At 65.1% G+C, this 26,074-nt stretch carries 23 protein-coding genes; 7 read left to right on the top strand and 16 right to left on the bottom strand.

The window, feature by feature from the left end; all coding sequences use genetic code 11:
• Positions 1–47: 47 nt before the first annotated feature.
• Entirely contained in the window at positions 48–518 is a 471-nt protein-coding gene (locus tag FIV34_RS03155) for a DUF2846 domain-containing protein (protein ID WP_139979594.1), read from the top strand.
• A 124-nt stretch (positions 519–642) separates the two neighbouring features.
• Here FIV34_RS03155 and FIV34_RS03150 read toward each other — a convergent pair whose 3' ends face one another.
• The 8 genes from FIV34_RS03150 to FIV34_RS03115 form a co-directional block, all read right to left on the bottom strand.
• A complete protein-coding gene (locus tag FIV34_RS03150) occupies positions 643–2,130 on the bottom strand; it encodes an esterase-like activity of phytase family protein (RefSeq protein WP_139979592.1) in 1,488 nt (495 codons plus the stop codon).
• Entirely contained in the window at positions 2,130–4,448 is a 2,319-nt protein-coding gene (locus FIV34_RS03145; RefSeq protein WP_170207682.1) for a TonB-dependent receptor, read from the bottom strand. The genes FIV34_RS03150 and FIV34_RS03145 overlap by 1 nt, the downstream gene beginning before the upstream one ends.
• A 119-nt stretch (positions 4,449–4,567) precedes the next feature.
• Positions 4,568–5,845 (bottom strand): sensor histidine kinase, encoded by a 1,278-nt coding sequence (locus tag FIV34_RS03140; protein WP_139979590.1) that lies wholly within the window; start codon positions 5,843–5,845, stop codon positions 4,568–4,570.
• Positions 5,829–6,515 carry a response regulator transcription factor gene (locus FIV34_RS03135; protein WP_072322110.1) on the bottom strand — a complete coding sequence of 229 codons (687 nt, stop codon included), beginning with the start codon at positions 6,513–6,515 and terminating at the stop codon, positions 5,829–5,831. Before FIV34_RS03135 ends, FIV34_RS03140 begins: the two co-directional genes overlap by 17 nt.
• A 182-nt stretch (positions 6,516–6,697) precedes the next feature.
• Positions 6,698–7,633 carry a 30S ribosomal protein S6--L-glutamate ligase gene (rimK, locus tag FIV34_RS03130; RefSeq protein ID WP_139979588.1) on the bottom strand — a complete coding sequence of 312 codons (936 nt, stop codon included), beginning with the start codon at positions 7,631–7,633 and terminating at the stop codon, positions 6,698–6,700.
• On the bottom strand, positions 7,630–8,079 hold the full coding sequence (locus tag FIV34_RS03125) for an ATP-dependent zinc protease family protein (RefSeq protein ID WP_139979585.1): 450 nt from the start codon (positions 8,077–8,079) through the stop codon (positions 7,630–7,632). Before FIV34_RS03125 ends, rimK begins: the two co-directional genes overlap by 4 nt.
• A 152-nt stretch (positions 8,080–8,231) precedes the next feature.
• Entirely contained in the window at positions 8,232–9,539 is a 1,308-nt protein-coding gene (locus tag FIV34_RS03120; protein WP_139979583.1) for an MFS transporter, read from the bottom strand.
• Positions 9,540–9,571: 32 nt separating this feature from the next.
• Positions 9,572–10,348, bottom strand: a complete 777-nt coding sequence (locus FIV34_RS03115) for an HAD-IIA family hydrolase (RefSeq protein WP_139979581.1) — start codon at positions 10,346–10,348, stop codon at positions 9,572–9,574.
• 161 nt (positions 10,349–10,509) lie between these two features.
• Here FIV34_RS03115 and FIV34_RS03110 point away from each other — a divergent pair, with 161 nt between their 5' ends.
• The gene (locus FIV34_RS03110) at positions 10,510–13,467 is read left to right on the top strand and encodes a bifunctional diguanylate cyclase/phosphodiesterase (protein ID WP_139979578.1); all 2,958 of its coding nucleotides are present in this window, start codon (positions 10,510–10,512) and stop codon (positions 13,465–13,467) included.
• Here the strand turns inward: FIV34_RS03110 and FIV34_RS03105 are convergent, their stop codons facing one another.
• The 4 genes from FIV34_RS03105 to FIV34_RS03090 are packed head-to-tail and all read right to left on the bottom strand — an operon-like array spanning position 13,468 to position 18,200.
• Positions 13,468–15,195 carry a tetratricopeptide repeat-containing diguanylate cyclase gene (locus FIV34_RS03105; protein ID WP_139979576.1) on the bottom strand — a complete coding sequence of 576 codons (1,728 nt, stop codon included), beginning with the start codon at positions 15,193–15,195 and terminating at the stop codon, positions 13,468–13,470.
• Between the two features lie 20 nt (positions 15,196–15,215).
• Positions 15,216–16,988 (bottom strand): diguanylate cyclase, encoded by a 1,773-nt coding sequence (locus FIV34_RS03100; RefSeq protein ID WP_139979574.1) that lies wholly within the window; start codon positions 16,986–16,988, stop codon positions 15,216–15,218.
• A gap of 10 nt (positions 16,989–16,998) precedes the next feature.
• Positions 16,999–17,313 carry a hypothetical protein gene (locus FIV34_RS03095; protein ID WP_139979571.1) on the bottom strand — a complete coding sequence of 105 codons (315 nt, stop codon included), beginning with the start codon at positions 17,311–17,313 and terminating at the stop codon, positions 16,999–17,001.
• Between the two features lie 50 nt (positions 17,314–17,363).
• Positions 17,364–18,200: an SAM-dependent methyltransferase gene (locus tag FIV34_RS03090; protein ID WP_211352700.1), complete on the bottom strand. Its 837-nt coding sequence runs from the start codon at positions 18,198–18,200 to the stop codon at positions 17,364–17,366.
• A 192-nt stretch (positions 18,201–18,392) separates the two neighbouring features.
• On the opposite strand from FIV34_RS03090, the gene katG reads away from it, so the two are divergent.
• Together katG and FIV34_RS03080 are read left to right on the top strand one after the other, a co-directional pair.
• Positions 18,393–20,642, top strand: coding sequence for a catalase/peroxidase HPI (gene katG / locus FIV34_RS03085; RefSeq protein WP_139979569.1), 2,250 nt, complete (start codon positions 18,393–18,395; stop codon positions 20,640–20,642).
• A 187-nt stretch (positions 20,643–20,829) separates the two neighbouring features.
• A complete protein-coding gene (locus FIV34_RS03080; RefSeq protein ID WP_139979567.1) occupies positions 20,830–21,759 on the top strand; it encodes an MASE1 domain-containing protein in 930 nt (309 codons plus the stop codon).
• A gap of 37 nt (positions 21,760–21,796) precedes the next feature.
• Here FIV34_RS03080 and FIV34_RS03075 read toward each other — a convergent pair whose 3' ends face one another.
• Positions 21,797–21,982 carry a hypothetical protein gene (locus FIV34_RS03075; RefSeq protein WP_139979565.1) on the bottom strand — a complete coding sequence of 62 codons (186 nt, stop codon included), beginning with the start codon at positions 21,980–21,982 and terminating at the stop codon, positions 21,797–21,799.
• A 195-nt stretch (positions 21,983–22,177) separates the two neighbouring features.
• On the opposite strand from FIV34_RS03075, the gene FIV34_RS03070 reads away from it, so the two are divergent.
• Both FIV34_RS03070 and FIV34_RS03065 read left to right on the top strand, forming a co-directional pair.
• Entirely contained in the window at positions 22,178–22,408 is a 231-nt protein-coding gene (locus FIV34_RS03070) for an AbrB/MazE/SpoVT family DNA-binding domain-containing protein (protein WP_139979563.1), read from the top strand.
• A complete protein-coding gene (locus FIV34_RS03065) occupies positions 22,408–22,812 on the top strand; it encodes a PIN domain-containing protein (RefSeq protein ID WP_139979561.1) in 405 nt (134 codons plus the stop codon). Before FIV34_RS03070 ends, FIV34_RS03065 begins: the two co-directional genes overlap by 1 nt.
• Here the strand turns inward: FIV34_RS03065 and FIV34_RS03060 are convergent.
• On the bottom strand, positions 22,793–23,410 hold the full coding sequence (locus FIV34_RS03060; protein ID WP_139979559.1) for a hypothetical protein: 618 nt from the start codon (positions 23,408–23,410) through the stop codon (positions 22,793–22,795). The genes FIV34_RS03065 and FIV34_RS03060 overlap by 20 nt on opposite strands.
• Before the next feature lie 125 nt (positions 23,411–23,535).
• Positions 23,536–23,997, bottom strand: coding sequence for a YccF domain-containing protein (locus FIV34_RS03055; protein ID WP_139979557.1), 462 nt, complete (start codon positions 23,995–23,997; stop codon positions 23,536–23,538).
• A gap of 762 nt (positions 23,998–24,759) precedes the next feature.
• Between FIV34_RS03055 and FIV34_RS03050 the strand changes: the two genes are divergently transcribed.
• Positions 24,760–25,026 (top strand): hypothetical protein, encoded by a 267-nt coding sequence (locus tag FIV34_RS03050; protein ID WP_139979555.1) that lies wholly within the window; start codon positions 24,760–24,762, stop codon positions 25,024–25,026.
• Positions 25,027–25,035: 9 nt separating this feature from the next.
• Here FIV34_RS03050 and FIV34_RS03045 read toward each other — a convergent pair whose 3' ends face one another.
• Positions 25,036–25,824 (bottom strand): alpha/beta hydrolase, encoded by a 789-nt coding sequence (locus FIV34_RS03045; protein WP_211352699.1) that lies wholly within the window; start codon positions 25,822–25,824, stop codon positions 25,036–25,038.
• Positions 25,825–26,074 lie beyond the last annotated feature (250 nt).

The raw sequence follows: 26,074 nt of genomic DNA, 5'->3' as shown, positions 1-26,074 counted from the left end.
GGGCGCATTCCAGGCCTTGACTGGCTAACGGACCAGGGGATCACAACATGAAGTTATCGACCCTCGCCGCGGCGGCCATCGCCGTGGCTTGTCTTGTCTCGGGCTGCGCCAGCGTCAACAAGGCCAGCAGTGCCGCCAGCTCGCAGGCGAAGACGTTCACGCCTGTCACCGACAAGGCGGTTGTCTACATCTACCGCAATGAAATCCTCGGCAGCGCCATCAAGATGCCGGTGGACATCGACGGCATGCTGGTGGGCGAAACCGGCCCGAAGTCGTTCCTGCGCCTGGGCGTGACGCCGGGCAAGCACGTCATCTCGTCGCTTTCGGAAAAGAACGCCGACCTCAACATCGACCTCCAGGCCGGCCAGACGTACTACGTGTGGCAGGAAGTGAAGATGGGCATGATGTCGGCGCGCAGCCAGCTGCACCTGATGACCGCGGCACAGGGCCAGAAGGGCGTGCTTGAATGCGACCTGCTGGAAACCACCGCCCCCGCGATGCGTCTCGCCTCACCGTAACGCACCCCCGTAGGAGCCCACCCTGTGGGCGACATCTTTCGCGACGGCGCTGCAGGCCCTGCGGCTCTGTGGCTATGTAGTTCTGTGGCGAAAGATGTCGCGCACAGGGTGCGCTCCTACATCCCTAGCGTGCGGGCAGCGTTACCCGGTAGACGAGGATCCGGTTGTCATTGTCGATCGGTGAATCGCAGGCCTGCCCTTCCATCACGCAATGCCTGGCGATGAAGTCGTTGTCGTTGCCGACGAGCAGGAACCAGTCGTCGGGGTGCGCGTCATCCAGCGCCGGTAGCAGATCCATGGCTTCCCACTTCTCCGACAACTGCGCCAGCCCGTCGTGGCCGGACTCAAGCGAGAGGCCCACGCGCTTGAGATCGTCGGGATCTAGCAGGTTCACCAGCGGCTTCCACGCTGCCGCATGGATGTCGCTGCGCAGTGCACCGCCCTGCCCGAGCACCGAGGCCGTCGCGGTTTCGTAGCGGGTCCCGGCAAGGTTCGTCGCGCCATCGGTATCGACGATAACGATGCTCTTGAAGACGATGGGCTTACCGCCCTCCGCGCCCCAGCCATTGCCGTCACGCGTGAGCATGAGGAAGCGGTGGTTATCCAGCACACGGATCTCGCTTTGCGCCGCCGTGCGGTTCGGTGCGCCACCAGCCCCACGATCGTCGTACACAGGCAACTGCACCACGTAGTGGCCCATCGGCCGTGGCGGCGTCGCATGGCGTGACACGTCGTACACCAGCACGCGGGCCAGCGATCGGCCCGACGCGTCGCTGCCCGTCGAATCCTGCAACAAGGCGCTCTGCAACATCACGAACAGACGCGTGCCATCCGGCGACAGCGCCATGCCTTCCACGCCCTGGTTATTGCGCCGACCCGTCGCTGGCGGCGTCAGTGAGGTGAAGTTCGGCTTGCCGTCCTTGTCGACGGGACGCACCGCCTTCGGCGGCACGAGGACGCCGGTGAGCGCGCCCTTCGCGTTGAAGCGATAGACGTTCGCGGCGTACTCGTCACCGACATAGAAGCCGCCACCCGGGATGAATTGCAGCGATTCCGCATCGAGGGAGATCTTCCCTGCGCCAATACCGCTACCCGGGGCGGGAAGTACCAGGCGCCGCTGAGTGAGCGTACCTGTCCCCGGCTCGGCACCGGTGAACGGCTTACCCGTGAAGTCCTTCAGCGCGATGCCGCCATCGGGCACAAGAGTGACCTTGCCGGCGATGCGTGAGCCGTGCGCAGGCATCGTCATCGAGAAACGCAGGCGGTTTACCCGCCCGGCGTAATCGAAGAAGACGTTGTGCTCGGGATCATTCCGTCCGCGGTCCGGCAGTGTCCACAGCACGCCGGTATAGGTATCGCCATGGCGCTTCCACGAGCCCGGCTCCATCGCGAGCGACGAGAACGAGCCCAGCGTATCGCCGAGGAAGTCGATGGTGCCTGCCGGCAGCACGCCGGCGGCCACCAGGCCCTGGTCCACGTACGTTGTATCGCCCACCACGACGCTGCGTGGCAGCGGCGTGGTGGTGACATCCGGCTGGCGCACTTCGAGGGACTGCGCGGCAGCGCCCCCGACGAGGCACGTGGCGATGAATCCCGCGAGCCGCCCGCGCATCAGAAGCGGACGTCCAGGTTGGCGAAGTACTGGCGCGGTGCCGACGCGTGGAACACGTAGATGGTGCCGGTCGGGTCGCTCGGCGCGAACACGCTGGAATCGAAGTTGCTGGCGTAGCGCTTGTCGCCGAGGTTGGTCACGTTCACCGACAGGCGGATGTCCTTTGCAAACCACGCCGGGCCGAAGTCGTAGCCGCCGGACACATCCCACACCGTGAACCCGCCGAAGCCGCGGTCGTTGGTGTAGGTGTAATAGCGCTTGCCCGTGTACTTGCCGCGCAGCGACGCAAACCAGGGGCCCTGGTTCCAGTCGATCTGCGTGGCGAACATCTTGGTCGGCGTATCGGTCTGGATCTTGCCCTTCGTGTGCTGCACCACGCCCGCCTGGGTGTAATCGCTGGCATAGGTGGAGCGGTTGTACGAGGCCGAGTTGAACCAGCGCAGGCTTTCGATCGGCGACCACACCAGCGTCAGCTCCACGCCGTGGCTATCCACGCCGCCGACGTTGTAGAAGCGGTTGCCGCAGGTCGGGCCCACCGGACTGCGCGAGTCGCAGGGGTTGTACTGCAGCAGGCGATTGTCGAAGCGCACCGTGTATGCCGCGGCCGAGGCAGCGATCGAACCGGCTTCGATGCGATAGCCCGCTTCGAGGCTGCGCGACTTCTCCGGCTTCAGCGAACCCTGCGAATCCCACGTCGCCTGGCTGACGGCCTGCGGGCCAAGCTTGAAGCCGCCCTGGAACATCGCGATGTTCTTGGCGAAGCTGGCGAACACTTCCTGCGTGTCGTCCAGCTTGTAACGCACGCCCGCCTGCGGCAGCAGCGCCTTGCTCGCGCTGAGCTTGCCGGTGGCGAACTGGTTGTTCGAACTGGCCGGAATCGGCTTCACGGCATCGCCCGGAAGCGCGCTGGCATCCGAGGTCACGTGCGGGCTCTTCACACCCACGTCAACGGTGAGGCGGTCGTCCATGAACGACATCGTATCCTGCAGGAAGGCCTGGCGCGTGTTCCACACGGTGCGCTGGTCGAACACGCCCAGGTCCGGCGTGGCATCGATCGGGGCGCTGAGGTCGCGCGGGCCGGTGACGTAGCTGCTGTAGCGCGACGCCGACGAGATGTTGTGCTCGTACCAGACCCCGCCTTCGATGTGCTGGTTCGCGATATCCCAGCCAGCCGAAAGCAGCGCGCCGCTGCGGTTGATCGTGTAGAGCGTGTTGCGGAAGATGATCGGCAGCTGCTGCGGCGTCCCCGGGTAGGAATACGTGCCGCTGTTCCAGTTGTGGCCTTCGCCCGCGTCCTCATGGTGATACGCCATCGCGTGGATCGTCACCGTGTCGCTGGGGAAGAAGTCGCCCGCGAGGTAGTACAGATCATCGTTGCGCAGGATCTGGCCGGCGGTGAACGCACCATCGGCATCGGTATCCGGGCCGCTGCGATCGCACAGCTTTGCATTCAGCGTACCGGCGTTGCAGTACGCCTTGCCGATGGCCTTGTTCCAGTCCGGCGCCGAGCCGCCCCAATCCCAGCCGAGGCCACGCGCCATCTCGCTCTTGGAGAGATAGAAATAGTCGGCCTGGGTCGTGCGCGAGGTATCGGCAAAGCCGGTGATGCGCGCCCAGTCGCCATTCCATACGGCCTTGCCGTTGAACTGCTTGGTGGTCGATTTGTTATAGGCGGACTGGTTGTTCCACAGGTCCGACTCGGTACGCGCACCGGAGAGGTACATCGAGAAACCGTGGTACTCACCCGTGTCGAAGCGGGCGAAGGTACGGCGGTTCTGGTCGCTGCCGAAGGTCTGCACCACGCGGCCGCCCATCGTCTTCAGCGGATCGCTCGACGTGTAGGCGATGGTGCCGCCGAGGTTGCTGGTGGAGGGCGTGCCAAGGTTACCGATGCCTTCGGAGAGCTCGGCGCCCGCAAAGTTCTCCGAGATCAGCGCACGGTTGATCGAAAGGCCGTTGTAGTTGTTGTACGCGCCGTCGCCGAGCGGCATGCCGTCCAGCGTGTAGCCCAGGCGCGTGCCACTGAAGCCGCGCAGGCTCAGCGTCATCGACTGCTCGTTCGAACCCAGTGCATCCACCGACTGCGCGTTCACGCCGGGCAAGGTGTTCAACACTTTCTGCAGGCTGGTACCCGGCGGCAGGGACTTCTGGTCCTGCGGGCGCGAACGCTGCACCTGGCGCGATTCGCCGGTGCCGATGACCGAGACCGCATCGAGGTCCTGGGCCTTTTCGCGCTTGCTGGCCGTGGTCGTATCGGTAGCGGTGGGCGCGGTATCCGTCGCATGGGCGAACGGAACGAGGGCCAGGGCAAGCGCCATGGCCAGTGCGGTCTTCTTGATCAAGGGTGCATCCCTTCAACGTCGTAAGAACGCGCGATGGTGGGATGCCGCGATGAAATCTTGATGACAGCTGAGACGACAGCCGTGCGACAGTGGGCTTAGCGGAAGTCGATCGTCGAGATGGCGCCGGCCATGTCGGGGCGCGGGCGCAGCGAGACATCCCAGCCGTACAGATCGCACAGGCGGCGCACGATGGCCAGGCCAAGGCCTGCACCGCCGCCCGTGGCGCTTTCGCCGCGGATGCCGCGCTGGAACAGCTTCTCGGCGTCTTCCGGCTTGATACCGGGGCCGGTGTCGATCACATCGATGCGGCCTTCGAGCACACGCACGGTGACCTTGCCTTCCATCGTGTACTTGATCGCATTGCCGATCAGGTTGGTCAGCGCCACCGACAGGACCGACGCCGGCGCGTTGACCGCGACCGAGCCATCGGACACCAGCTCGATATCGATGGGCTTGCCACCCATCTGCGGACGCTGGCTCTCGATCACGTCGCTGGCCACCTTGGCTACGTCGGTGACTTCGCCACGCGTGGGGCCGCGACGCTCCGCGCGAGAAAGCAGCAACAGCGCTTCAATCAGCTCCGTGGCCTGGCGCGACGCACGCTCGATACGCTTCAGGCGCTCACGCAGCTTGTCGGTGAGGTCGGGCGAACCCTGCAGCAATTCCGTGGTGCTGGCGATGACCGCCAGCGGTGTGCGCAGCTCATGGCTTACATCGGAATTGAATTCGCGGTCGCGCTCCACCACGGCGGTGAGTCGCGTGGCGTACTCATCGAGGGCCACCGCAAGCTCGCCCACTTCGTCATCGGCGAAATGCGGCGCCAGCGCTTCGGCCTTGCCGACGCGACGGAAATCGCGCAGGCGACGGGCCAGGTCGGTGACCGGGCGCAGCACGCGCGACGACAGCCACACGCCGAGCACGAGCGACAGCAACGCGAACAGGAACACCGCCGCGATGACGCTGGTCAACAGCTGGCGCTTGCCCAGTTCGTCGCGCGAGACGTCGAACTCAAGGAAGTTGATGATGCCGCCCTGCCGACGCACGGCCACCTTGTAGTGGCGCGGCTTGCCGTCCGCGCCCACGTCGAAGATGTCGTGGACGCCGGTGTCCAGGTTCTGCCAGGGCAGCGGCGCCTTGTAAATCGTGCGGTCGCTGAAGGTCGCTCCCTTGAGGATCTCAAAGGAGACGGGCTGGTTATTGCGAACCTTCTGGTTCAGCGAATCGACTTCGTCCTGGAGGGCCGAGTTGATCAGCTGTTCTTCAACGCGCGTACGGATGTTGATCGCCGCGGATGCGAAGAGCGCACTCAGGCCAAATCCGAACAGCGTAAAGGTGACAATAAGGCGGAAACGGAGCTTACGTCTGGACCGCATCCGGGTCGACCATGCGGTATCCGATGCCGTGACGCGTGTGGATCAGCGGCTTCTCGAAAGGTTTATCAATGGCGGCGCGCAGGCCATGGATATGCACGCGCAGCGAGTCCGAATCGGGCAGTTCTTCGCCCCACACGCGCTGCTCGAGGTCCTGGCGCGTCACGACGGACGGGCTGGCTTCCATCAGCGCCTGCAACAGCTTCAGGCCGATCGGGTTGAGCTGGATCGACTTGCCCTCGCGGGTCACCGTGAGGGTATCCAGGTTGTACGTCAGGCCGCCGACCTTGAGGACGCGGCTCTGCGGACCCTTGCCTCGCCGCGCCAGGACTTCCAGCCGGGCGGCCAGCTCCTGCAGGGCGAACGGCTTGGTCATGTAATCGTCCGCGCCGGACTCGAAGCCGGTGAGCTTGTGCTCCAGCGAGTCGCGGGCGGTGAGCATGAGCACCGGGGTCTGCTTATGGGCTTCGTGGCGCAGTTTCTTCGCCACGTCGAGCCCGTCCATACCCGGGAGGGTAAGGTCGAGCACGATGACGTCGAAATCGTGCACCACGGCCAGGTGCAGGCCGGTGACGCCGTCGCCGGCAAAATCGACGACATGGCCCCGGTCTTCGAGGTAGTCCCCGATGTTGGTGGCGATGTCGGTGTTGTCTTCGATGACCAGGACGCGCATGCGGCACTCCGTTGGGCTGTCGCAAGTGTATTGCGACACCAAGCTTAACGGGGATTCTGTGAACCTTACAGCAGTAAAAGAAAGGCCCGGACGGAAACCCGCCCGGGCCGAAAGAACTACTGCCCCGATACCGTCACTCCGCCTCGCGGAATCACAGTGGGTTCTTTATAGGGGGTAGCCGTTTAAATCGCTGTTAACCCCTTGGGGGACCTGGGCTTGCGGGGCTTCGGGGCGACCGGGCGGGCGGCGTGGCGGGCCTCGCAATGGGCGATGATGGCCCCGGCCACGTCCACGCCGGTGCTGCCTTCGATGCCTTCCAGGCCCGGCGAGGCGTTCACTTCCAGCAGGAGCGGGCCGCGCGACGAGCGCAGCAGGTCCACGCCGGCCACCTCCAGGCCCAGGGCCGAGGCGGCCTCGATGGCCACCCGGCGCTCCTCGTCCGACAGCTCCACGGCCGCGGCGCTGCCGCCCCGGTGGAGGTTGGCCCGGAACTCACCGGGGGCGGACGAGCGCTGCATGGAGGCGACCACTTCGTTGCCGACCACGAAGCAACGCAGGTCGCTGCCGTTGGCCTCGCGGATGAACTCCTGGACCAGGAAGTTGGCGTAGAGGCCACGGAAGGCCTCGATGACGCTCTGCGAGGCCGAGCGCTTCTCGGCCAGCACCACGCCGGCGCCCTGGGTCCCTTCGTTCAGCTTGATGATGTGCGGGGGGTCGCCCAGCATGGCCAGCAAGTCGGAGGTGTCATCCGGGTTGTCGCCAAAAGCCGTCACCGGCATGTCGATACCGCGGGTGGCCAGCAGCTGCAGGCAGCGCAGCTTGTCGCGTGCGCGCAGCACGGCGTCCGAGGGGTTCGGCGTGTACACGCCCATCAGTTCCAGCTGGCGCAGTACGGCGGTGCCGTAGAACGTGCTGGAGGCGCCGATGCGCGGGATCACGCAATCGATCGGCCCGAGCGGCTTGCCCTTGAAGTGGATGGCGAACGATTGCGGCGCGATGCTCATGTAGCAGCGCAGCGGATCAAGCACTTTCACGGTGTGCTTGCGCTTGCGCGCCGCCTCGACGAGGCGTTGCGTGGAATACAGCCGCGCGTTGCGCGACAGGATGGCGATCTTCATGTGGATTCCGGCACGACGCGGCGTGGCGTCTGCGAATAGGAAAGCGAGGGGTCGACGCGGAAACGCCCAAGCAGCGCCGTGCGACCAAGCAAAAGGGGAAACAGCATGTGCCGGCGGTCGGTCAGGTTCACCTCGGCGGTGAAGCGGTTGCCGGCCAGTTCAATCTCGGCTTCGATAAACCAGCGTGTCGTCGTATGGCCGCCTGAATCCGTCACGGCACGACGCCCCACCGCCTTCGCTTCACACGGTGCGGAGACGCCACCGCGGCGCGTCGTACGCACCTGGAAGCGCAACCACGTGCCATCGGCGCGCTCGTCCACTTCCAGCCACTCGACGTGCAGCGACGACGAGCGCGCGCCCGTATCGAGTTTGGCTTTAAGGACGGGGACGCCGAGCGACGGAAGAGCGAGCCGTTCGCGCCAGCCTAGGGTGATGACATCAGTCATGGTCTGGTGCGTTGGGGTCGGGGGGTGGGGACTACAAGGATAAGCATGCCGAACGGCTGGCCGGGAATGCAACTGGGACGACGTGACGGCAGCCGCCCTGCCCGTCACGCCGATGAAACCGCCGTGATGGCGGCCCGCTGCCGTACGTCATATCAGCCGGTAAAAAAGCGCCGGCGGGTCACCATCAGGTAGATGCCGCAGGCCACGCCGACCAGGGCTACCGCCCCGACATAGTGGGCCGGGCCGAGGCCCCCGGCGTCCCGGGCGAGGAAACCCACGACCAGCGGGGTGGCCGCGCCGCAGAAAGCGTAGGCCACGTTATAGGACAACGAAATGCCGCTGAAGCGGATGGCCGGCGGGAAGGCCGAGACCAGGATGGCGGGAATCACCCCGGTGACACCGGCGGAAAGACCGGCCAGGGTATACAGCGGCATCAGGTGAGTCGCGCCGCTGCGCAGGTCCAGGTAAAGCAGGTACGTGGTGACCGCCAGGGCCACCGAACCGATCAGCAGCGCGGGGCCCCGGCCGATCCGGTCCACCAGCACGCCGCCGAAGAAACAGCCGAAGCACAGCGCCAGCGCCGCCAGGCTGCCGGCGGTGAATGCCCGCGCCTGGTCCACGTGGAAAGCCGTCTGCATCAGCGTCGGCGTCATCAGGATGACCACGACGATGGCCGCGGTGAGCAGCCAGGTGATCAGCATGGACAGCACGGTGGCCGGCAGGTGGTCACGCAGCACCACCAGGGCCGGCATCTCGGTACTCAGTTCCTTGCGCTCGCGCATGCGGGCGAACACCGGGGTCTCGCTCAACCACCGACGCAGGTACACGGCGAAAAAGCCGAACACGCCGCCGAGGATGAACGCGATGCGCCAGCCGTACGCATGCATGGCCGCATCGCCCAGGCGGCTGCTGAGCCCGGCCGCGACCAGCGAGCCGATCAGGATGCCGGCGGTGAGGCCGGAGGTGAGGCTGGCGCAGGCCATGCCCACGCGGTTCGATGGCACATGCTCGGCCACGAACACCCAGGCGCCCGGGATCTCGCCACCAATCGCCAGGCCCTGCACCAGGCGCAGCAGGGTGAGCAGGATGGGGGCCAGGATGCCGACGCTCGCATACGTCGGCAGCAGGCCGATCAGCAAGGTGGGAATCGCCATCATGAAGACGCTAAGCGTGAACATGCGCTTGCGCCCGACACGATCGCCAAAATGCGCCATCACGATGCCGCCCAGCGGGCGTGCAAGGTAGGCCACGGCGAAGATGCCGAAGGCCTGCAACTGGGCCACGAAATCCGACGTATCCGGCGGGAAGAACAGATGGCCAAGGATCTTCGCGAAGTACGCAAAGATCACGAAGTCATAAAACTCCAGGGCCCCGCCCAGCGCGGAAAGGACCAGGGTCTTGGCATCCTGCCGGCCCAGCGGCCGGGCATCGAGGGTGTCGGATGGGATGACGGTGCTCATCCGGAAAGGATACGGCACCGTCCTCCGATGCGTCAGCTATCGAGCAGGTCGGCGACCGAGTTCAGGATCTCCGCCGGGCGGAAGGGATACAGCTCCACTTCCTCGCGCGTGGCGATGCCGCTGAGTACCAGCACGGTGTGCAGGCCGGCTTCGATACCCGCGACCACGTCGGTATCCATGCGGTCGCCGATCATGCCGGTGTTGTGCGAGTGGGCGCCCAGCTTGTTCATGGCCGAGCGGAACATCATCGGGTTGGGCTTGCCCACCACGTACGGCTCGCGGCCGGTGCACTTGGTGATCAGCGCCGCCACCGCGCCGGTGGCCGGAAGCGGGCCCTCCGCGCTGGGGCTGGTGGCGTCCGGGTTGGTGCAGATGAAGCGTGCACCGTTGCCGATGAGCCGAATGGCCCGGGTGATCGCCGCGAACGAATACGTGCGGGTCTCGCCCAGCACCACGTAGTCCGGCGCCGTGTCGGTCATGATGAACCCGGCCTCGTGCATGGCCGTGGTGAGGCCGGCCTCGCCCATGACGAAGGCCGAGCCGCCCGGCGACTGGTCCTTGAGGAAGGCGGCCGTGGCCAGGGCCGAGGTCCACAGCTGTTCTTCCGGCACGTCCAGGCCCGAGCGGCGCAGGCGCGCGCTCAGGTCGCGAGGGGTGAAGATCGAGTTGTTGGTCAGCACCAGGAACGGCTTGCCCTGCTCCCGCCACTGGCGGATGAGTTCAGGGGCACCCGGCAGGGCCTTGTTTTCATGGACGAGCACGCCGTCCATGTCAGTCAGCCAGCAGGCAATGTCAGAGCGGTCGACCACGGGAACTCCTTGGGGATAGAAGAGGCCTCAGGCCTGAAAGCATAGCGCCATCGACCCTGGATCACCTTGGCCGTATCCGTTCTTGCACACGAAATCGCTACAGGTGTGCTAAACGTGTCCACCGCGGATCTCGGGGGGATCCGTTGCACGGCAGGGGTGTCATGGCAGATCTCGCGTCCCGTCAATCCGTACGCCTGATTCGCACGGCGGGCATCGTCGTGGGCGTGGCGCTGGGCGCCGTCCTGGCCACCGTGCTGATCCATGACCACACCCGGCGCACCGAGTCCGCGCGCAGCCAGGGCCATGCCCTGGCCAGCGGCGCACAACACCTTTTGATTGCGCAATTGCATGGGCTGCAGCGCGCCATGCAAGGCGTGGCGGTGGACACCCAGGACATCCAGCGCGCCGCCCCAGGCCAATCCTCGGAGCTGGTGGCGCGAAAACTGGCGGGCGTCGTGGCACGCCGATCCGGCCTGAGCGACCTCATGCTGGTCGATCCGGACGGCCACGCCCTCACCCAGGGCACCCCCGATCCGCACCTCCGCGAATGGGCGACCACCCGCCCGAGCGACCCGACACCGATGGCGCTGGGCCCCCTGGGCAAAGGTCCGGATGGCCGCTGGGCCATGCCGGTCGCCCTGCCCCTCGCCTCCGGCGGCTGGGTGTTTGCCCGGCTCGACCAGTCCCAGTTCCAGGAAGTGGTCGACCACGTGGATGCCGGCCCCCACGGGGCGACGGCGATCATCGACCGCTTCACCCTCATCGTCGCCCGCGCCGGCTCGGCCGCCGATGTGATCGGCCAGCCGGCGTCCGTGCTCTTCGAGCCACACCGCGAAGGCGGCGACATCGGCCTGAGCAAGCTCGACGACACCGAACGCCTCGTCGCCTCGAACGAGCCGGTGACGTACCCGCTGGGCGTGGGCGTGGGGATCGCCGTTCGCGACTACATGGGCCCCTGGTACAACTTCCTCGGCGTGAGCGTCGCCGTGTGGGTGCTGTACTGGCTGGGCTTTGTCTTCCTCTACCGCCGCGTGACCAGCGCGGACACCGCGCAACGCCACCATGTGGCCGAACTGACCGAGACCACCGAGCGCTGGCGCCAGGCGCAGAAACTCGGCCACACGGGCACGTGGCGCGCCGACGCACGGCGCAATCGCGTGGTATGGGATACGCAGGTGGAAGCCATGCTGGGCGTCGCCGCCAGCGAGGGCATCGACGACGCCACGTTCTTCCGCCACATCCACCCGGAGGACGTCGAACGCACCAAGGCGGACTTCATCTACGCCTGGAAAAGCGGCGAAACCCTCAACCTCGACTTCCGCTGGCTGCGCCCCGATGGCACGCAGCGCTGGATATCCACCACCGGCGCCATCATCGAACCCGATGGCGAGAAGGCGATGACCGGCACGGCGGTGGACGCCACCGACCGCATCGAAACCCAGCGTCAGCTGGCCGAGGCCGAACAGCGCTTCCGCCTGATGTTCGAACGCACGCCCCTGCCCGCCTGGGTGTTCGACACCGAGAGCCTGGATTTCCTCGAGGTGAACGCGGCCGCGGTGCGCAACTACGGTTACTCCCACGCGGAATTCCTGCGCATGGCGGTGATCGACATCCGCCCCGAGTCGGAAATCGCACCGCTGCAGCAGGCCCTCGCCACCCACGACACCGCGACGATGATGGGCCGCACCTGGGTGCACCGGCGCAAGGACGGCAGCCTGATCGACGTGCGCATCCACACCACCGTGCTGGAATTCAATGGCCACCACGCACGCCTGGTACTGGCCGAAGACGTCACCGAGCGCACCCGCGCCGAACGCGACCTGGCGTGGCGTGCCACGCACGACATGCTCACCGGCCTCGCCAACACCGAAGCGCTATCGGATTTCCTCGACCGCCGCTTCGGCACGCGCCGCTGGTACGAAGTGATCTACGTGCACCTGCGTGGCCTCGACCTGATCGCCGACACCTACGGCCTCGAAGCGGGACGCACGGTGTTGCAGCAGGTGGGCCGGCGCTTTGCGACCCTGGGTACGGATTTCGGCATGGCCGCGCACCGCCCGAGCGAACGCTTCCTGCTGGCCGTGATGCACCCGGACAAGCGCGAGCGCGCGGCGGCCGCGTTGACGGCGGCGGTGTCCGAGCCCGTGCTGCTCGACGGCACCTGGCATGCGCTGGATCCGGAGATCGGTATCGCCACGCACCCGGCCGACGGTGGCAGCGCCGAGCAGATCATCGCCGCCGCCGCGATGGCGGCGCATTTCCACGGCGAGAACCAGGGCCTCATGCGCCCCTTCGAGCCCTCGATGGCCGAGCGCTCGATCGAACGCCTGCGCATGGCGTCACGCATCCGCCAGGGCATCGAGCAGAACGAGTTCATGCTGCACTTCCAGCCGATCCTTGATGCCAGCACCGGGCAGGTGGAAAAGCTCGAGGCCCTGCTGCGCTGGCCGGCCGCGGATGGCACCTTCGTCCCGCCGGAGGAGTTCATTCCACTCAGCGAACAGACCGGCCTCATCGTCGAGATCGGCCGCTGGGTGCTCGATGAAGCCGCGCGCTGCCACGTGGCACTGGCCCGCGCCGGCCACGGTCATCTTTCCATCGCCGTCAACGTCTCGGCGGTGCAGTTCCAGCGCACGGACGTCGCCGCCGACGTGCATGCCGTCATCGAGCGCTTCGCCCTGCCACGCGGCGCGCTGGCCATCGAACTGACCGAAAGCAGCCTGATGGCCAACCGCCGCTCGGCCATGTCGGCGATGCGTCGGCTCAGCGCGCAGGGCACGCACGTGTCCCTCGACGACTTCGGAACGGGTTTCTCCAGCATGGCGTACCTGCGCGACCTGCCGATCGATGCGTTGAAGATTGATCGGGTGTTCGTCAGCGATGTCTACGCCAACGAGCGCTCGGCCTCGATCTGCCGAGCCATCATCACGCTGGCGCATACGCTGGGGATGGGGGTGGTGGCCGAGGGCGTGGAGAACCCGGCCCAGCAGGCGTGGCTCATGGCCGCCGGCTGCGACTTCGTGCAAGGCTTCCAGCTGGCCAGGCCCATGGCGTTCGACGCATTGCTGGCGTACCTGCACCCGGCCGAACCGGCATCGACGCCCGTGCGGCCGGCCTGATCAGGCTTTGAGCGAGCCGCCCGTCGTGACGGCAACCACCCGGTTTCGGCCCGATCGCTTGGCGCCATACAGCGCGGTGTCCGCATCCCGACGAAGCTGCTTGAGGTCGTAGCCCGAGGTCCCCGAGAACGCGACGCCCGCGCTGGTCGAACAGGAGACGACCTTGCCATCGATCTGCACCGGCGAGGCGGCAAGCGACGCGCGCATCGCGTCGGCAATCGCGGTGCCCTGGGCGAGATCACAGCCGGGCAGCAACACACCGAACTCCTCGCCGCCCAGCCTTCCGAAGACATCTTCCGGGCGCAGATGTTGCTGGCAAAGGCCGACCACATGACGCAGGACGGCATCGCCGATCGAATGGCCGTAGGTGTCATTCACGGCCTTGAAGTGGTCCAGGTCTAGCATGACGAGACAAACGGGCGCCTGGCGGTGCGACATGTCGTTGAGCACCGCTTCCAGTTCGTCCATGAAGTGCTGGTGGTTGTAGATGCCTGTCAGTCCATCGTGGTGTGACAGTTCCCGGAATCGCAGCTGCGAGCGCTTGACGCGAAACAGCCAGAACACCACCGAGCCCAGCACGGCGGCGAGCAAGGCGATGTACAGCCGGCTGGTTTCCACCGCCTTGAGGGTGATGGCCTGTTCCAGTTCCAGCAGGTCGTTCTGGCGCGACAGCTTCTCCGCCTCCAGTTTCTGCACGAGGGTGCGCTGCTCTACCGCCTCATAGGCAAGGGCGCGTGCACTGACGTCGTTGAGGTAACCACGCTCCTGCTCGGCGTACTTCTGGTAGTACGACAACGCGGGGGCCATGTTGCCCGCTCGCTTCTCCACTTCGTAAAGCACCTTGTAGGCGTCGCGCTGGTATTCGTCGGTGTCCGCATGCTCGTACATGCCGACTGCCGCAAGGGCCGCCTGCCGTGCGTCGTCGTCGCGCCCCAGCTGTTGGTAGGCGGTCGCGCGCTGGACGGTCATCGAGACATTGGCCGGGAAATAATGCGTCTCCCTGACCGAAGCCGCCACCTGATCAAGGATCGCCAGTGCTTTCTGCGGCTCGTGCGCCTCGACCAGCAGCTCGGACTGGGTGAGCCAGATGGCGTTGGCGAGCACGGGCTGGCCGGCGGTGGTGCAGGCCTCGATGCCGCGGCTGAAGTCGGGATCGGTCGGCTTCAGCGTGTGCGTGCTGTACCGCGCTGCGAGAGAGAGCGTGATCGGACGACAGGTCGTTTCGCCGGGCGGGACGTCGTCCGCCATCATGCGCGCATAGCGCAGCGCGATTTCCGGATGGCCGGCGAAGTTCAGCGTCTGCGAGAGGTTCGCCAGCAAGCTGTAGCGGGCCATCGGGTCGCGCACCTCGCCCAGCAGCACGACGGCGCGCTTGGCCAGGTGGAATGCATCTTCGTAGCGCCGGGTCGCCGCCAGCGTGGAGAGCAAAAGGCCGGTGGACTTCGCCGCCAGCGTGCTATCACCAGAGCGGTCGATGATGTCCCGATACCCGGCTTCGGCCTTGGCGTACTGCCCGGTGAACTGGTCTTCCCACGCGTCCAGGTAACGCAGGCGCCATTGCTGCGCCACCGTCAGCGAGGACTTCTCGGCATGGATCTGCGCCAGCATGGCGGCGAACCGGGTGTGGTCCGTGAGGCGGACGTCTTCGGCGCGCGTGAGGTAAGCGTCCACGGACTCGATCGTCGACGACGTCCGGCCGGCCATCAACAGCAGGCACGCGAAGGCCACGCATGCGAACCATGACACTTTCACGCCCCGACGAGCCCGTCGCCCAACAGGTCGGTCATCACACGGTTACGGCCGGCGCCCTTGGCGCGATACAGCGCGGCATCGGCTTCGCGACGCAGGCTCTGCAGGCCGTAGCCGGAAATCATGGTGCAGGCGACGCCAATGCTCGCGGAATACTTCACGACGTGCCCATCGATGGTCACCGGCGTGGCTTCGATCGCCGCACGGATGCAGTTGGCAATGACCAGGCCCTGCTCAGGATGGCATTCGTGTAGCAGGATGCCGAACTCCTCCCCGCCCAGGCGGCCGAACAGGTCGGCACGGCGCAGCTGCTGGCAGCACGTGGCCGTCGCGCGCTTGAGCACGACGTCGCCGATGGCGTGGCCGTAGGTGTCGTTCACCTGCTTGAAATGGTCGAGGTCCAGCAGGACGAGGCAAGCCGGCGCGTTGCGGCGTTCAAGATCGTGTAACGACCGCTCGAGCTCGGTCATGAAGTGCTGGTGGTTCAGGACGCCGGTCAGCCCGTCATGGTGCGACAGGTGCATGAAGCGAAGCTGCGAGCGCTTGATCCGGTAGAGCCAGAAGGTGACTGAGCCGAGTAGCGCCAGCAACAGCGCGATGTACAGCCGGCCATTTTCGACCGCCCTGGCGGTGAGGTCCTTTTCGAGCTTCAGGACGCTGTTCTGTTGCGTAAGCTTGTCCGCTTCGAGGCCCTGCAAGAGGGCACGCTGCTCGACGGCCGCGTAGGCCAACGCGCGTGCGCTGAGATCGTCGAGATTGCCGCGTTCCTGGTCGGCGAACTTCTGGTAATAGATCAGGGCAACAGCGTCTTTCTTTTCGCGCTTTGCCACTTCGTAGAGCACGTGGTACGCATCGATCAGGAAGTTGTCCAGATCGCCCGGCTTGAACAGATCGACGGCGGCCTGGGCGGCTTTACGCGCGTCGTCGTAGCGCCCAACGGCGAGGTAGGCATTACCGCGCTGGCTGTAGAGCGCGGCCCGCCCCGCAAAGTAGCCTTCGCGTTCAACGGACGGCGCGATGCGATCCAGAAGAGCCAACCCGGCCTCCGGATCTCCTTCTTCGATAAGGCGCGTGCTCTTGGTCAACCACATCATGTTCGCCATGACCGGCGACCCGTAAGCCGTGCAGGCCTCGATCCCACGCGCGAGCTCCTGGCTGTCCGATGCGAGGGTCTTCTGGGTGTAGCGCGCGGCCATTTCGACGGCCATGGAGATGCAAGGCGATTCGCCGGGCAACAGATCCGTACGAATCATCTGCGCGTACTGGATGGCGATTTCGGGGTGTCCCGCGAAATTCGTGGCCTGCGAGAGATTGGAGAGGAGCGAATGGCGGGCCACCGTATCCTTCAGCCCCGGCAGGGCGGCTACGCCACGTTTTGCCAGGGTGAACATCTCCTCGTAGCGATGGTTGGTGCTCAGGTTCTGCAGCAACATGCCCATCGCCCGTGCGCTTAGGCCGGGATGCCCCGAATGGTCGATGACATCACGCAGGCCCTTCTCGGCCTCGGCGTAGTGGCCCAGGAACTGTGCCTGGGCAGCATCCAGGTAGCGGAGCCGCCAACGCTGCACCGGTGTCATCGGTGGATTGTCGGCATGCAGCTGCGTAAGCATCGCAGCGTATCGAGCGGAGTCCGTCATGCGGACGGCTTCGGCCTGATCAAGGAACGTCGTGACGTCCTTGATCGTCGCCTCAGCCCAAACCTGCCCTGCCGAGCACGCGAGGATGACCCCTACGAGCCAGGTTCTTGCGTGTCGGCCGAGCATGGCGACCATGAGGGTTCCCTCAGTGGACCTGGGAGGACGCCGGCAGGCTCTGCTGCTCACCGTCCTGTTCACCCTCTTCCTCGGTTTCGCCCGGGGAGGGGACCTTGAACGGCTGCGGCTCGTCGCGGAACGGCAGGTTGCCGGAGTTCGGCTGGCCCATGAACCGGGCGCCGAATTCCTCGCAAAGCACGGCACTGTCCTGCTGCACGGCGGCCGAAGCGAGTACGTCAGACGCGCCGGCTTCCTTCAGGCGACGGGCGAGTTCATCCGGCGGCAGGCGACGCAGCGACGCGTCACGGCCGACGGCTTCGAGCAGATCGATCGAATCGGACATCTTATTTTCCCCTGGAACGCGGATGGCCCCTGCCCCTTGCGTTCTGTCGATTATGTCACGGTTGCGTGACGGTCTATCTGTTCTTCATCGAGGGCCTTCACACGGGCCCAGACCTCGGGCACCGGCCGCATTTCCCGGGCCGGGGGCAGGATGATCGTGTCCGCCACCGTCACCTCGATGGCCGGCAGGTCGCGGAGCGCCACCCGGTCGATCCGCGGGGCATCGATCGGCAAGGTGGCGCAGCGGTAAACGATGACCTCGTGGTCCAGGGGGTAGTCCCGCTGGAGTCGGTCGACAAGGACCTGCCTGTACGCGGCGCCCGTGGGACTCAAACGGGCCAGCGTGGTATCACCCACCAGCCCCACCTGCCACAGGATCACGTAGCCGGCGTTGTCGAGCTGCCGGTCGTAAAGCATGAACTGGCTGGCCTCGAAGTGCTGGCAGCCGAACCGGCCCGGGTCGATGCCGACGTCGGCATACAGGCAGTCTTCGGACGAGACGCCCGCCTCCATATGTGCTGCGAAGCCCTCCGCCCGGGCCGTCTCGATGGCCATATGAGGCGTCCACGCGAAGATGCCGGGGTGGCCATAGAACACGACGCACACCCGCTTCCCTGCCCGGACCTCGGCCATGATCACCTCAAGCCACTCCCGGTAAGTCTGCATCCGCGACTTACCCTCGGCGTAGTAACCCTGCAGGCTGCGCATATCCGGGTTCATGCGCTTGAGCCACTCTTCCACCAGGTTGTCCGACAGGGCGGCAAACACCACATCCGCCTGCTCGATCGAGCTGCGCGAGATGGGCGTCAGGTGCGAGCCGAGGGTCATACCCATGCCCACGACGGACAGGCTGCCACGCTGCGTCTTTTCTGAGGTCGAAGTCGTCATGTGCGGATCGTAGGGCAAAAACGGCCACGACACAGGTGCCTAAACGGCTGTTTGATAGGCGCAGCCGATGGACCCGATCTAATCAATCAATTTCTGCAATGTTCATGTCACACCTATGATCCACCTATTGCGTTAGTCACGAGACGTCGGCGCCCGCCGTCGTTTACGCAGCCAACCACCAGGAGAGACGCAATGTCGGACGAAGCGAAATGCCCGTTCAACCACGCCGCCGGCGGCGGTACGACGAACCAGGACTGGTGGCCCGACCGGCTGCGAGTCGATCTGCTCAACCAGCACTCCTCGCGCTCTAACCCGCTCGACACCCACTTTAATTACGCCGAGGCTTTCAAGAAGCTCGACTACGCCGCGCTGAAGAAAGACCTCGAAGCCCTGATGACGGATTCGCAGGACTGGTGGCCGGCCGACTTCGGCCACTACGGCGGCCTCTTTATCCGCATGGCCTGGCACAGCGCCGGCACCTACCGCATCGGCGATGGCCGTGGCGGCGGTGGTCGCGGCCAGCAACGCTTCGCCCCGCTCAATAGCTGGCCGGATAACGTCAGCCTCGACAAGGCCCGCCGCCTGCTCTGGCCGATCAAGCAGAAGTACGGCAACAGCATCTCCTGGGCCGACCTGCTCATCCTCACCGGCAACGTCGCCCTGGAAAGCATGGGCTTCAAGACCTTCGGCTTCGCCGGCGGCCGCGAGGACACCTGGGAACCCGACCAGGACGTGTACTGGGGCAAGGAAACCGAATGGCTGGGCGGCGACCACCGCTACGGCAAGGTCACCCCCAAGGACGACGGCGTGCTCGTCGCCGACCCGCACCTGCATGGCACCGAGGAAGACCGCACCGAAGGCGGCCGTCATCTCGAGAACCCGCTGGGCGCCGTGCAGATGGGCCTGATCTACGTGAACCCGGAAGGCCCCGAAGGCAACCCGGACCCGATCGCCGCGGCGCACGACATCCGCGAAACCTTCGCGCGCATGGCCATGAATGACGAAGAGACCGTGGCGCTCATCGCCGGCGGCCATTCCTTCGGCAAGACCCATGGCGCCGGTGACGCGAAGAACGTCCTCGCCGAGCCGGAAGCCGGCTACCTGGAGCAGCAGGGTTTCGGCTGGCGCAATGAACTGCGCAGCGGCGTGGGCGCGGATGCGATCACCAGCGGCCTGGAAGTCACCTGGACGCAGACGCCGACGCGCTGGAGCAACCTCTTCTTCGAAAACCTGTTCGGCCACGAGTGGGAGCTGACCAAGAGCCCCGCCGGCGCGAACCAGTGGGTAGCGAAGGACGCCGAGGCCAACGTCCCGCACGCGTTCGACAAGGACAAGAAGCAGCGTCCGACGATGCTGACCACCGACCTGTCGCTGCGCATGGACCCGGCTTACGAAAAGATCTCCCGCCGCTTCCTCGAGCACCCGGAGCAGTTCGCCGACGCCTTCGCCCGCGCGTGGTTCAAGCTGACCCATCGCGACATGGGCCCGCGTGCACGCTACCTCGGCCCGGAAGTGCCCTCGGAAGAACTGATCTGGCAGGACCCGATCCCGAAGGCCAACCATGCACCGGTATCCGATGCCGACGTGAAGGTCCTCAAGGAGAAGGTGCTGGCTTCGGGCCTGTCCGTGGCCGAACTGGTCAGTACGGCATGGGGCTCGGCCTCGTCGTTCCGCGGCGGTGACAAGCGCGGCGGCGCCAACGGCGCACGTATCCGTTTGGCACCGCAGAAGGACTGGGGCGCGAACAACCCGGCCCAGCTGCAGAAGGTGCTCGGCAAGCTCGAGAGCATCCGCAGCGAGTTTGGCAACGGCGGCAAGTCGGTCTCGCTGGCGGACCTGATCGTGCTTGCCGGTGGCGCCGCCATCGAAAAGGCGGCGAAGGATGCCGGCCATGACGTCACCGTGCCGTTCTCACCCGGCCGCACCGACGCGACCCAGGAACAGACCGACGTCGAGTCGTTCGAGGCCATGGAGCCGAAGTCCGATGGCTTCCGCAACTACCTGAAGGGTCACTACCGCGTACCGTCCGAGCACCTGCTCATCGACCAGGCCCAGCGACTCACGCTGACTGCCCCGGAAATGACGGCTCTGGTCGGCGGCCTGCGCGTTCTTGGCGCCAACACGGATGGAAGTAACACTGGCGTCCTCACCGACCGCCCCGGCAAGCTCACCAACGACTTCTTCCGCCACCTGCTCGACATGCGTTACGAGTGGAAGCCGTCGTCGCCGCAACGCCATACGTTCGAGGGTGTGGAGCGCGCCGGCGGCAAGGCCCGCTGGAAGGCCAGCCGGGTGGATCTGGTATTCGGCTCCAACTCGGTGCTGCGCGCCCTGTCTGAGGTGTATGCCCAGGACGACGCGGAGAAGACCTTCGTCAACCACTTCGTCGCGGCCTGGGCCAAGGTGATGAACCTCGACCGCTACGACCTGGCACAGCGATAACCTGCGGTTCCTAGGAAGCCACCCGGCGTTTCGTCGGGTGGCTTTTTCACACCCTAGGGCCTGTTTGGACGCATAATCGGCAAGCATTCGAGGAAGTGTGGGCCAGGGCCCATAACCGCAGGATAATCCGAGGCATAACGTGGCACGCTTGGGGAAGACCGAGCCACTCAACAACAGGGGAGCAGACGTGAACGGACGCACGGCTTACACGGCTACATGGACACAGCAGCTCGCTATCGCGGGCGCGTACGCGGCTTGCTATGAACTGGCGCGCTACGCGTCGTTCCCCCACTGGATTCTCACCGGCGGCCTCCGCCTGGCCTTCCTGCTGCTGATGCCGCCGCGCTTCTGGCCGGCGCTGCTGCTGGGCGAAACCCTGCCCTCGATCGAAAACGCCGCGCTCAACGAGCCGACCTTCGGGATGGCCTGGGCCGTCGTGGCCGCCGTACCCATGGCCCTGCTGTGGATCCCGCTCGTCCGCTTCATGCGCCGCCGCTGGCCGCTGCATGGCACCGACGGCAACCTGCGCATCGGCATGCTGCTTTCGGCGACCCTGGCCTGCGCGGTGGTCAACGCCGTGGCGACCACGGGTGAACTGCAGATCGCCCTGTTCACCAACCCGGGCACCTGGCCGGAGATTTCCGCGCCCATGTATTTCTGGGCGTACCTGCTCGGCGGCTACCTTGGCGCGCTGACGCTGACGCCGACGATCCTTGCCCTGCACGAACGCTTCAAGGCGCAGGGCAGCCTGTTTACCTTTGCCGCCGTGTGGCGCAGCCCGCTGTTCCGCGACCTCATGGCGTGGACCGTGCCTTCCCTCGGCGGCCTCGCCTGGGTGGCGCTTGCCACCGACCAGGAAACCCTTCTCCAGATGGCCCGCCTGTCACTTGTCCTGCCGGTGCTCGCCCTGGCATGGCGGCATGGCTGGCACGGCACCGCCGTGGGCGGCATGCTCGCCAGCATCGCGCTGGCCGTGACCGGCACGGAGTTCATCGACCCGGCAGTCATTCGCTGCCAGGCGGTGTTGGCCCTGATGATCTCGGGCAGCTTGCTGGTGGGCGTGAAGCAAGCCCACCTCGCCCGCCAGGCATCACCGGCCGCTCGCGCAAGCCGGTGAGCCCAAGGCACTGCCCGTACCCATGACGCCCCTGGCGTTACGGGTTCTTGACGCTGCACTCCGCAGGGTTCTTGCACTTCACCGGCACCAGCAGTGCCTTGAGGTCGATCGTCGCCGCGTGACCCACGCGAGCAGAGGACGCGGTGACGGCCATGGCCGAACCCGAAGCCAGGACAACAGCGAACGAAGCGAAAGCAACGGCCGAACGAATGACGGTACGCATGGGTAGAACTCCGCAGTGGTGGTTGGAGTTCGTAGCGTAGCGCCCGGGTTGGGCGGAAAGTACGCAGAAGAGCTGACGCGGAGTGGGCGTATTCGGCATGCAGGACGCCAGGAGCCTGCTTCCATTCAGCCCGTGTCGATCCCTGAGTCGATCCATGGATATACTTCGGCATCGTGTATATCCAAGGAGGAAGCCATGCGAGTTTCGAAGTGGGGCAACAGCCTGGGCATCCGCCTCCCGGCTGCCGTCGTCGAAGCGCTGGATCTGAAGGACGGCGACGACGTCGTGCTTTATCCGAAAGGCGACCGTGCCTTCGCCGTCGAGCGCCGTGCGCGCGATGAAGAAGTGCTGCAGCGCTTGCGAGCACTCGGCGACCGTCTGCCCGCGGACTTCCGCTTTGAGCGTGAGGAAGCGAACGCACGCTGATGGAAGAGCGCGCCCTTCTCGACAGCGGTGTGATTCTTCAGCTTCTTTCGTCCGACCGTGCGAAACGCGATCGCGTAGAAGCGCTGCTCGCCCGTCGACCGTTCGTCAGCGTGCAAACGCTTAATGAAGTCGCCAACATCTGCCGGAACAGAGCCCGCATGTCGTGGGAAGACATCGATGCATTCCTCGCAGGTGTCCGACACTTCTGCCCGATCGCCGGACTAACCGAGCACATGCACGACACAGCAAGACGACTGGCCGGCCGCTATCAACTATCGATCTACGATGCGACGATCATCGCTACCGCGATAGACGCTGGTGCAACACTGGTCTGGTCTGAAGACATGCACCACGGGCTGGTCGTCGAGCACAGCGTCAGTGTGATTAATCCGTTTCGCGATTGATGCGCTGATGAACAAAAGGAGTGCCAGCTGCGGCACCCGGTACCGGCACCGCAGTCGCCGTTGATGACGTCTTCAATGCCCTGTTGCCCTGAATCAGGCTCGCGTTCACATAAAGCACCAACGGATTGCTGCGCACCTCATGAGCCGTCGCGCCATCCGGGCTGAACTCTTCCTCTTCGATGTATCGCTGCACGTAGGAAACCGTGTAGCTACCCCCGTCGACAGCGTAGTTGGCCGGCAGATCGACCCGCGAGCTTTTCGTCTCGCCAGGCTCAAGGACCAGGTAAGCCCTGCGTTCGCCAACGGCAGGACGAGATGCGCGCCCTTCGTATGCGACTGCCGCCCCATCGCTCGCCGTCACCACCATGACATCATTCATCAGCTTGTCGCTATCCGTGAATAATGCGCTGTCGGCCATCAGGATGAGGAGGGGGCGATTGGACTGGTTGGTCACCGAAACCACGACAACCCCCGTCTCCCTGTCGCCGCGGTCAGTGGACGCTCGAACGGTGACCCCTAGCGGCTCAGTGGCCGCCAGAACGACGGCGGGGAGGATCGCCAGCATGGCGACAGCGATGCATCGGAACCCCTTGGACATCAGCACATCTCCTTTGTGAATGACATCATGCTACCGAAGCGATGAATTCGGTAAGCAAAAAGGGGCGCAACGGTGTCGTTGCGCCCCTTTTCTGTTCTCCACACATGTCAGTGCTTGCTACGCGATCAAAAGCCTCCGCGCATGCGCGATACAGCCGCCTGCGCGTTGTAGCGACGCGAGGCGTCCGCCATCTCAACGCTGACGATCGTCTTTCCGATCGGCGCCAGCGCGATGCCGGCGAGCTTCAGGTGCTGGATGCCGAACGGAATGCCGATGATGGTGACGAAGCAAGCGATGGCCGACGTCACATGACCGATCGCGAGCCACAGGCCGGCGAACAAAAACCAGATGACGTTGCCGATAAAGCCTAGCCCACTCGTGCCGATGTCGTGGCGTCCGGAATACTCCGCGCGGTTGATCGCTTCCTTGCCAAACGGGAAGAAGGCGAACTGCCCGATGACAAAGCAGGCACGTGCCCAGGGGATGCCCACGATCGTGATCATGGCCAGCAGGCCGGCAAGCCACCAGCCCACGCCCATCACGAAACCACCCAGGACAAACCACAGCAGATTGAATAGCGTTCTCATGGCGTACTCCCTGTTAACCCGGGTGAGAAATTACTGAGGCCGAGCGGGTGGAACCAGTGCTGGAAGGCCTATGGAGAGGGTGGGCAGCTTCCTTATGTAAGACCTCTTACATAAGCGCCGTCCTTATTAAAGAAGTCTTACATAAGGTGTCGAACCTTGGCACGAGAAGCCCGGGCTGACGGCGATTCGAGCGCGGGCGACCGGTCACGTGCTACGGGATTGCCTCGCACGCACCTTGCCGCTTTCGGTTTCGTCAGCCACGCCGTAACCCTACAGACATTGCGGATTCGATTTGCTACGGTCATCTCGTTGCTCGCGCCTCCGCCCTCAGCGCACCGCGAGCAACCACCGCCACGGCGGTGAAAGTCGCAGGCCAGAGGTGTTACAGCACCGCCTGGCCTGCTAACCACAACCAACTGTTCTGGAGTCGATAGTGGCTATCCCTGATCATACGGTAGTCGTCCGCCCGCCGAATCCCCCCGGCGACACCTCATCGGTTAACGGGCCGCCTGCATAAGCCGCAGGCACGGTTGAAGAACCGCGGCCGCCGCCGTCTTTGAGGCAATTCTTGATCGAATGAGGCAGGCGCCCCACCTGGCACGCCTCACGGACGGTCGTCGCCGCAAACCACTTCGTCAATCAAGCCACCCGGTGCCCGGATAGGGCCGCCGGTGAACCCGCGATCCTATGGTCCGTGGCATGGCAGGTCGTGTTGACTGTCGTGCCACGTTAGAGCGCGGTTGGCTTTAAAGGGATTTAGGCATGAGAAATTTCATGAACACTGCGGATCAATCGTCAGAAGCGGCATGCGTTGACCCTTCGATCCACGATCTTCTCAATGAGGCGACCGAGTGGCTTCAGTACTCACGAGGCGTCACCGCCACGCTCTCGGACCTCGTCCATGAGGCGGATGTCGTTGACTGCAAGCAGATGTCGATGTCTTTGGATGCTGTCGCTGCGATGACGCAGGCGGCACTACATCTCGTCAATGAGGCGCACGTGCGGTGGCACGTAGCGCAATCGCCTTAGTAGATGTTCTCAACCGGCGTGGTCGTCCAACCATTGCGCGATGCGCGAGACCACATCGTCTTCGATCCCGTAATAGCCGTGCGGAGTCAGCGAGCCACATGCAGTGCTGGACCTGGCTATGCCACCCTCCACATCGATGATTGTGACGTCATGGCTGGACGACATGGCCTGGGCAATCTTGTGGGCGGCGCTGGGCGGGGCCACATTGCAACGATCGTCGCGATTGGCGACGACCAAGGCAGGCACGCGCACGCCACGCGGGTCTGCGTCAAAAACGGTTTCGCCGCTGCCACCCAAGACCGATACGGACTCGGTTAGCACCACTCCAGCAATGCTGTCGGGCTCTGCGTGAGAGGCCCCGTTCATCGCGGCGATCGAGCCCTGGCTCGTTCCCAGGAGAAACACCGGACGGTTGATTCGCCGATGCGCGAAGGTTACGAGATCGCGAACCAACTGAGCGTATTCGGGGGTACTCCGGCGGCCTCGCAGGTTGGCGTGGTCTACCGTGTCGGGAATCAGCACCGCATAGCCTCGCGCGTTCCACAGCGATCGCGTCCGCACGACGAAATTGTGCCCATGTCGAATGTCGCCGTCGTCTTCAAGACCGACATTTCCCTCGCCCCCGGGGAGCATCACAATCGTCCCGCGCACGTGGGCCGGCGTCGCATAAAGTACGCGTTGCGTCTGCCCGTCGGAAAGCGGGATCTCAACGACTCCCTCCTTCGACCCTCCCAAGCTGTGCGCACCGTTGCTTCCTCGAGGGCCCCCTGTCAGCGCCAATGCGAGCGGCGTCTGCACAGCGAGTGCCAGGACCGCCAGGGCCACGCAGGAACTCTTCCAACCCATCGGACCGCTCCAAGAGCGAAAAAAGATGATTGTGTCGACTGCAATAAGACGTGATGTAGTAGACCTAATCGCGCGGTATCGCTTCGCCTAGAGTGCGAGATGGAGTTTGCCGATGCGCGCGATTTCCTCGAGGCTTACGCCCGCTTCTGCCGCGAAGCCTTGTCATTCACCCAACGCCTCATTGACCTCACCGATGACCTTC

It is taken from the genome of Luteibacter pinisoli, from assembly GCF_006385595.1.
GTDB lineage: Bacteria > Pseudomonadota > Gammaproteobacteria > Xanthomonadales > Rhodanobacteraceae > Luteibacter > Luteibacter pinisoli.
The sequence above is the reverse complement of the archived record's forward strand: the minus strand, read 5'-3'. Positions and strand labels throughout refer to the sequence as shown.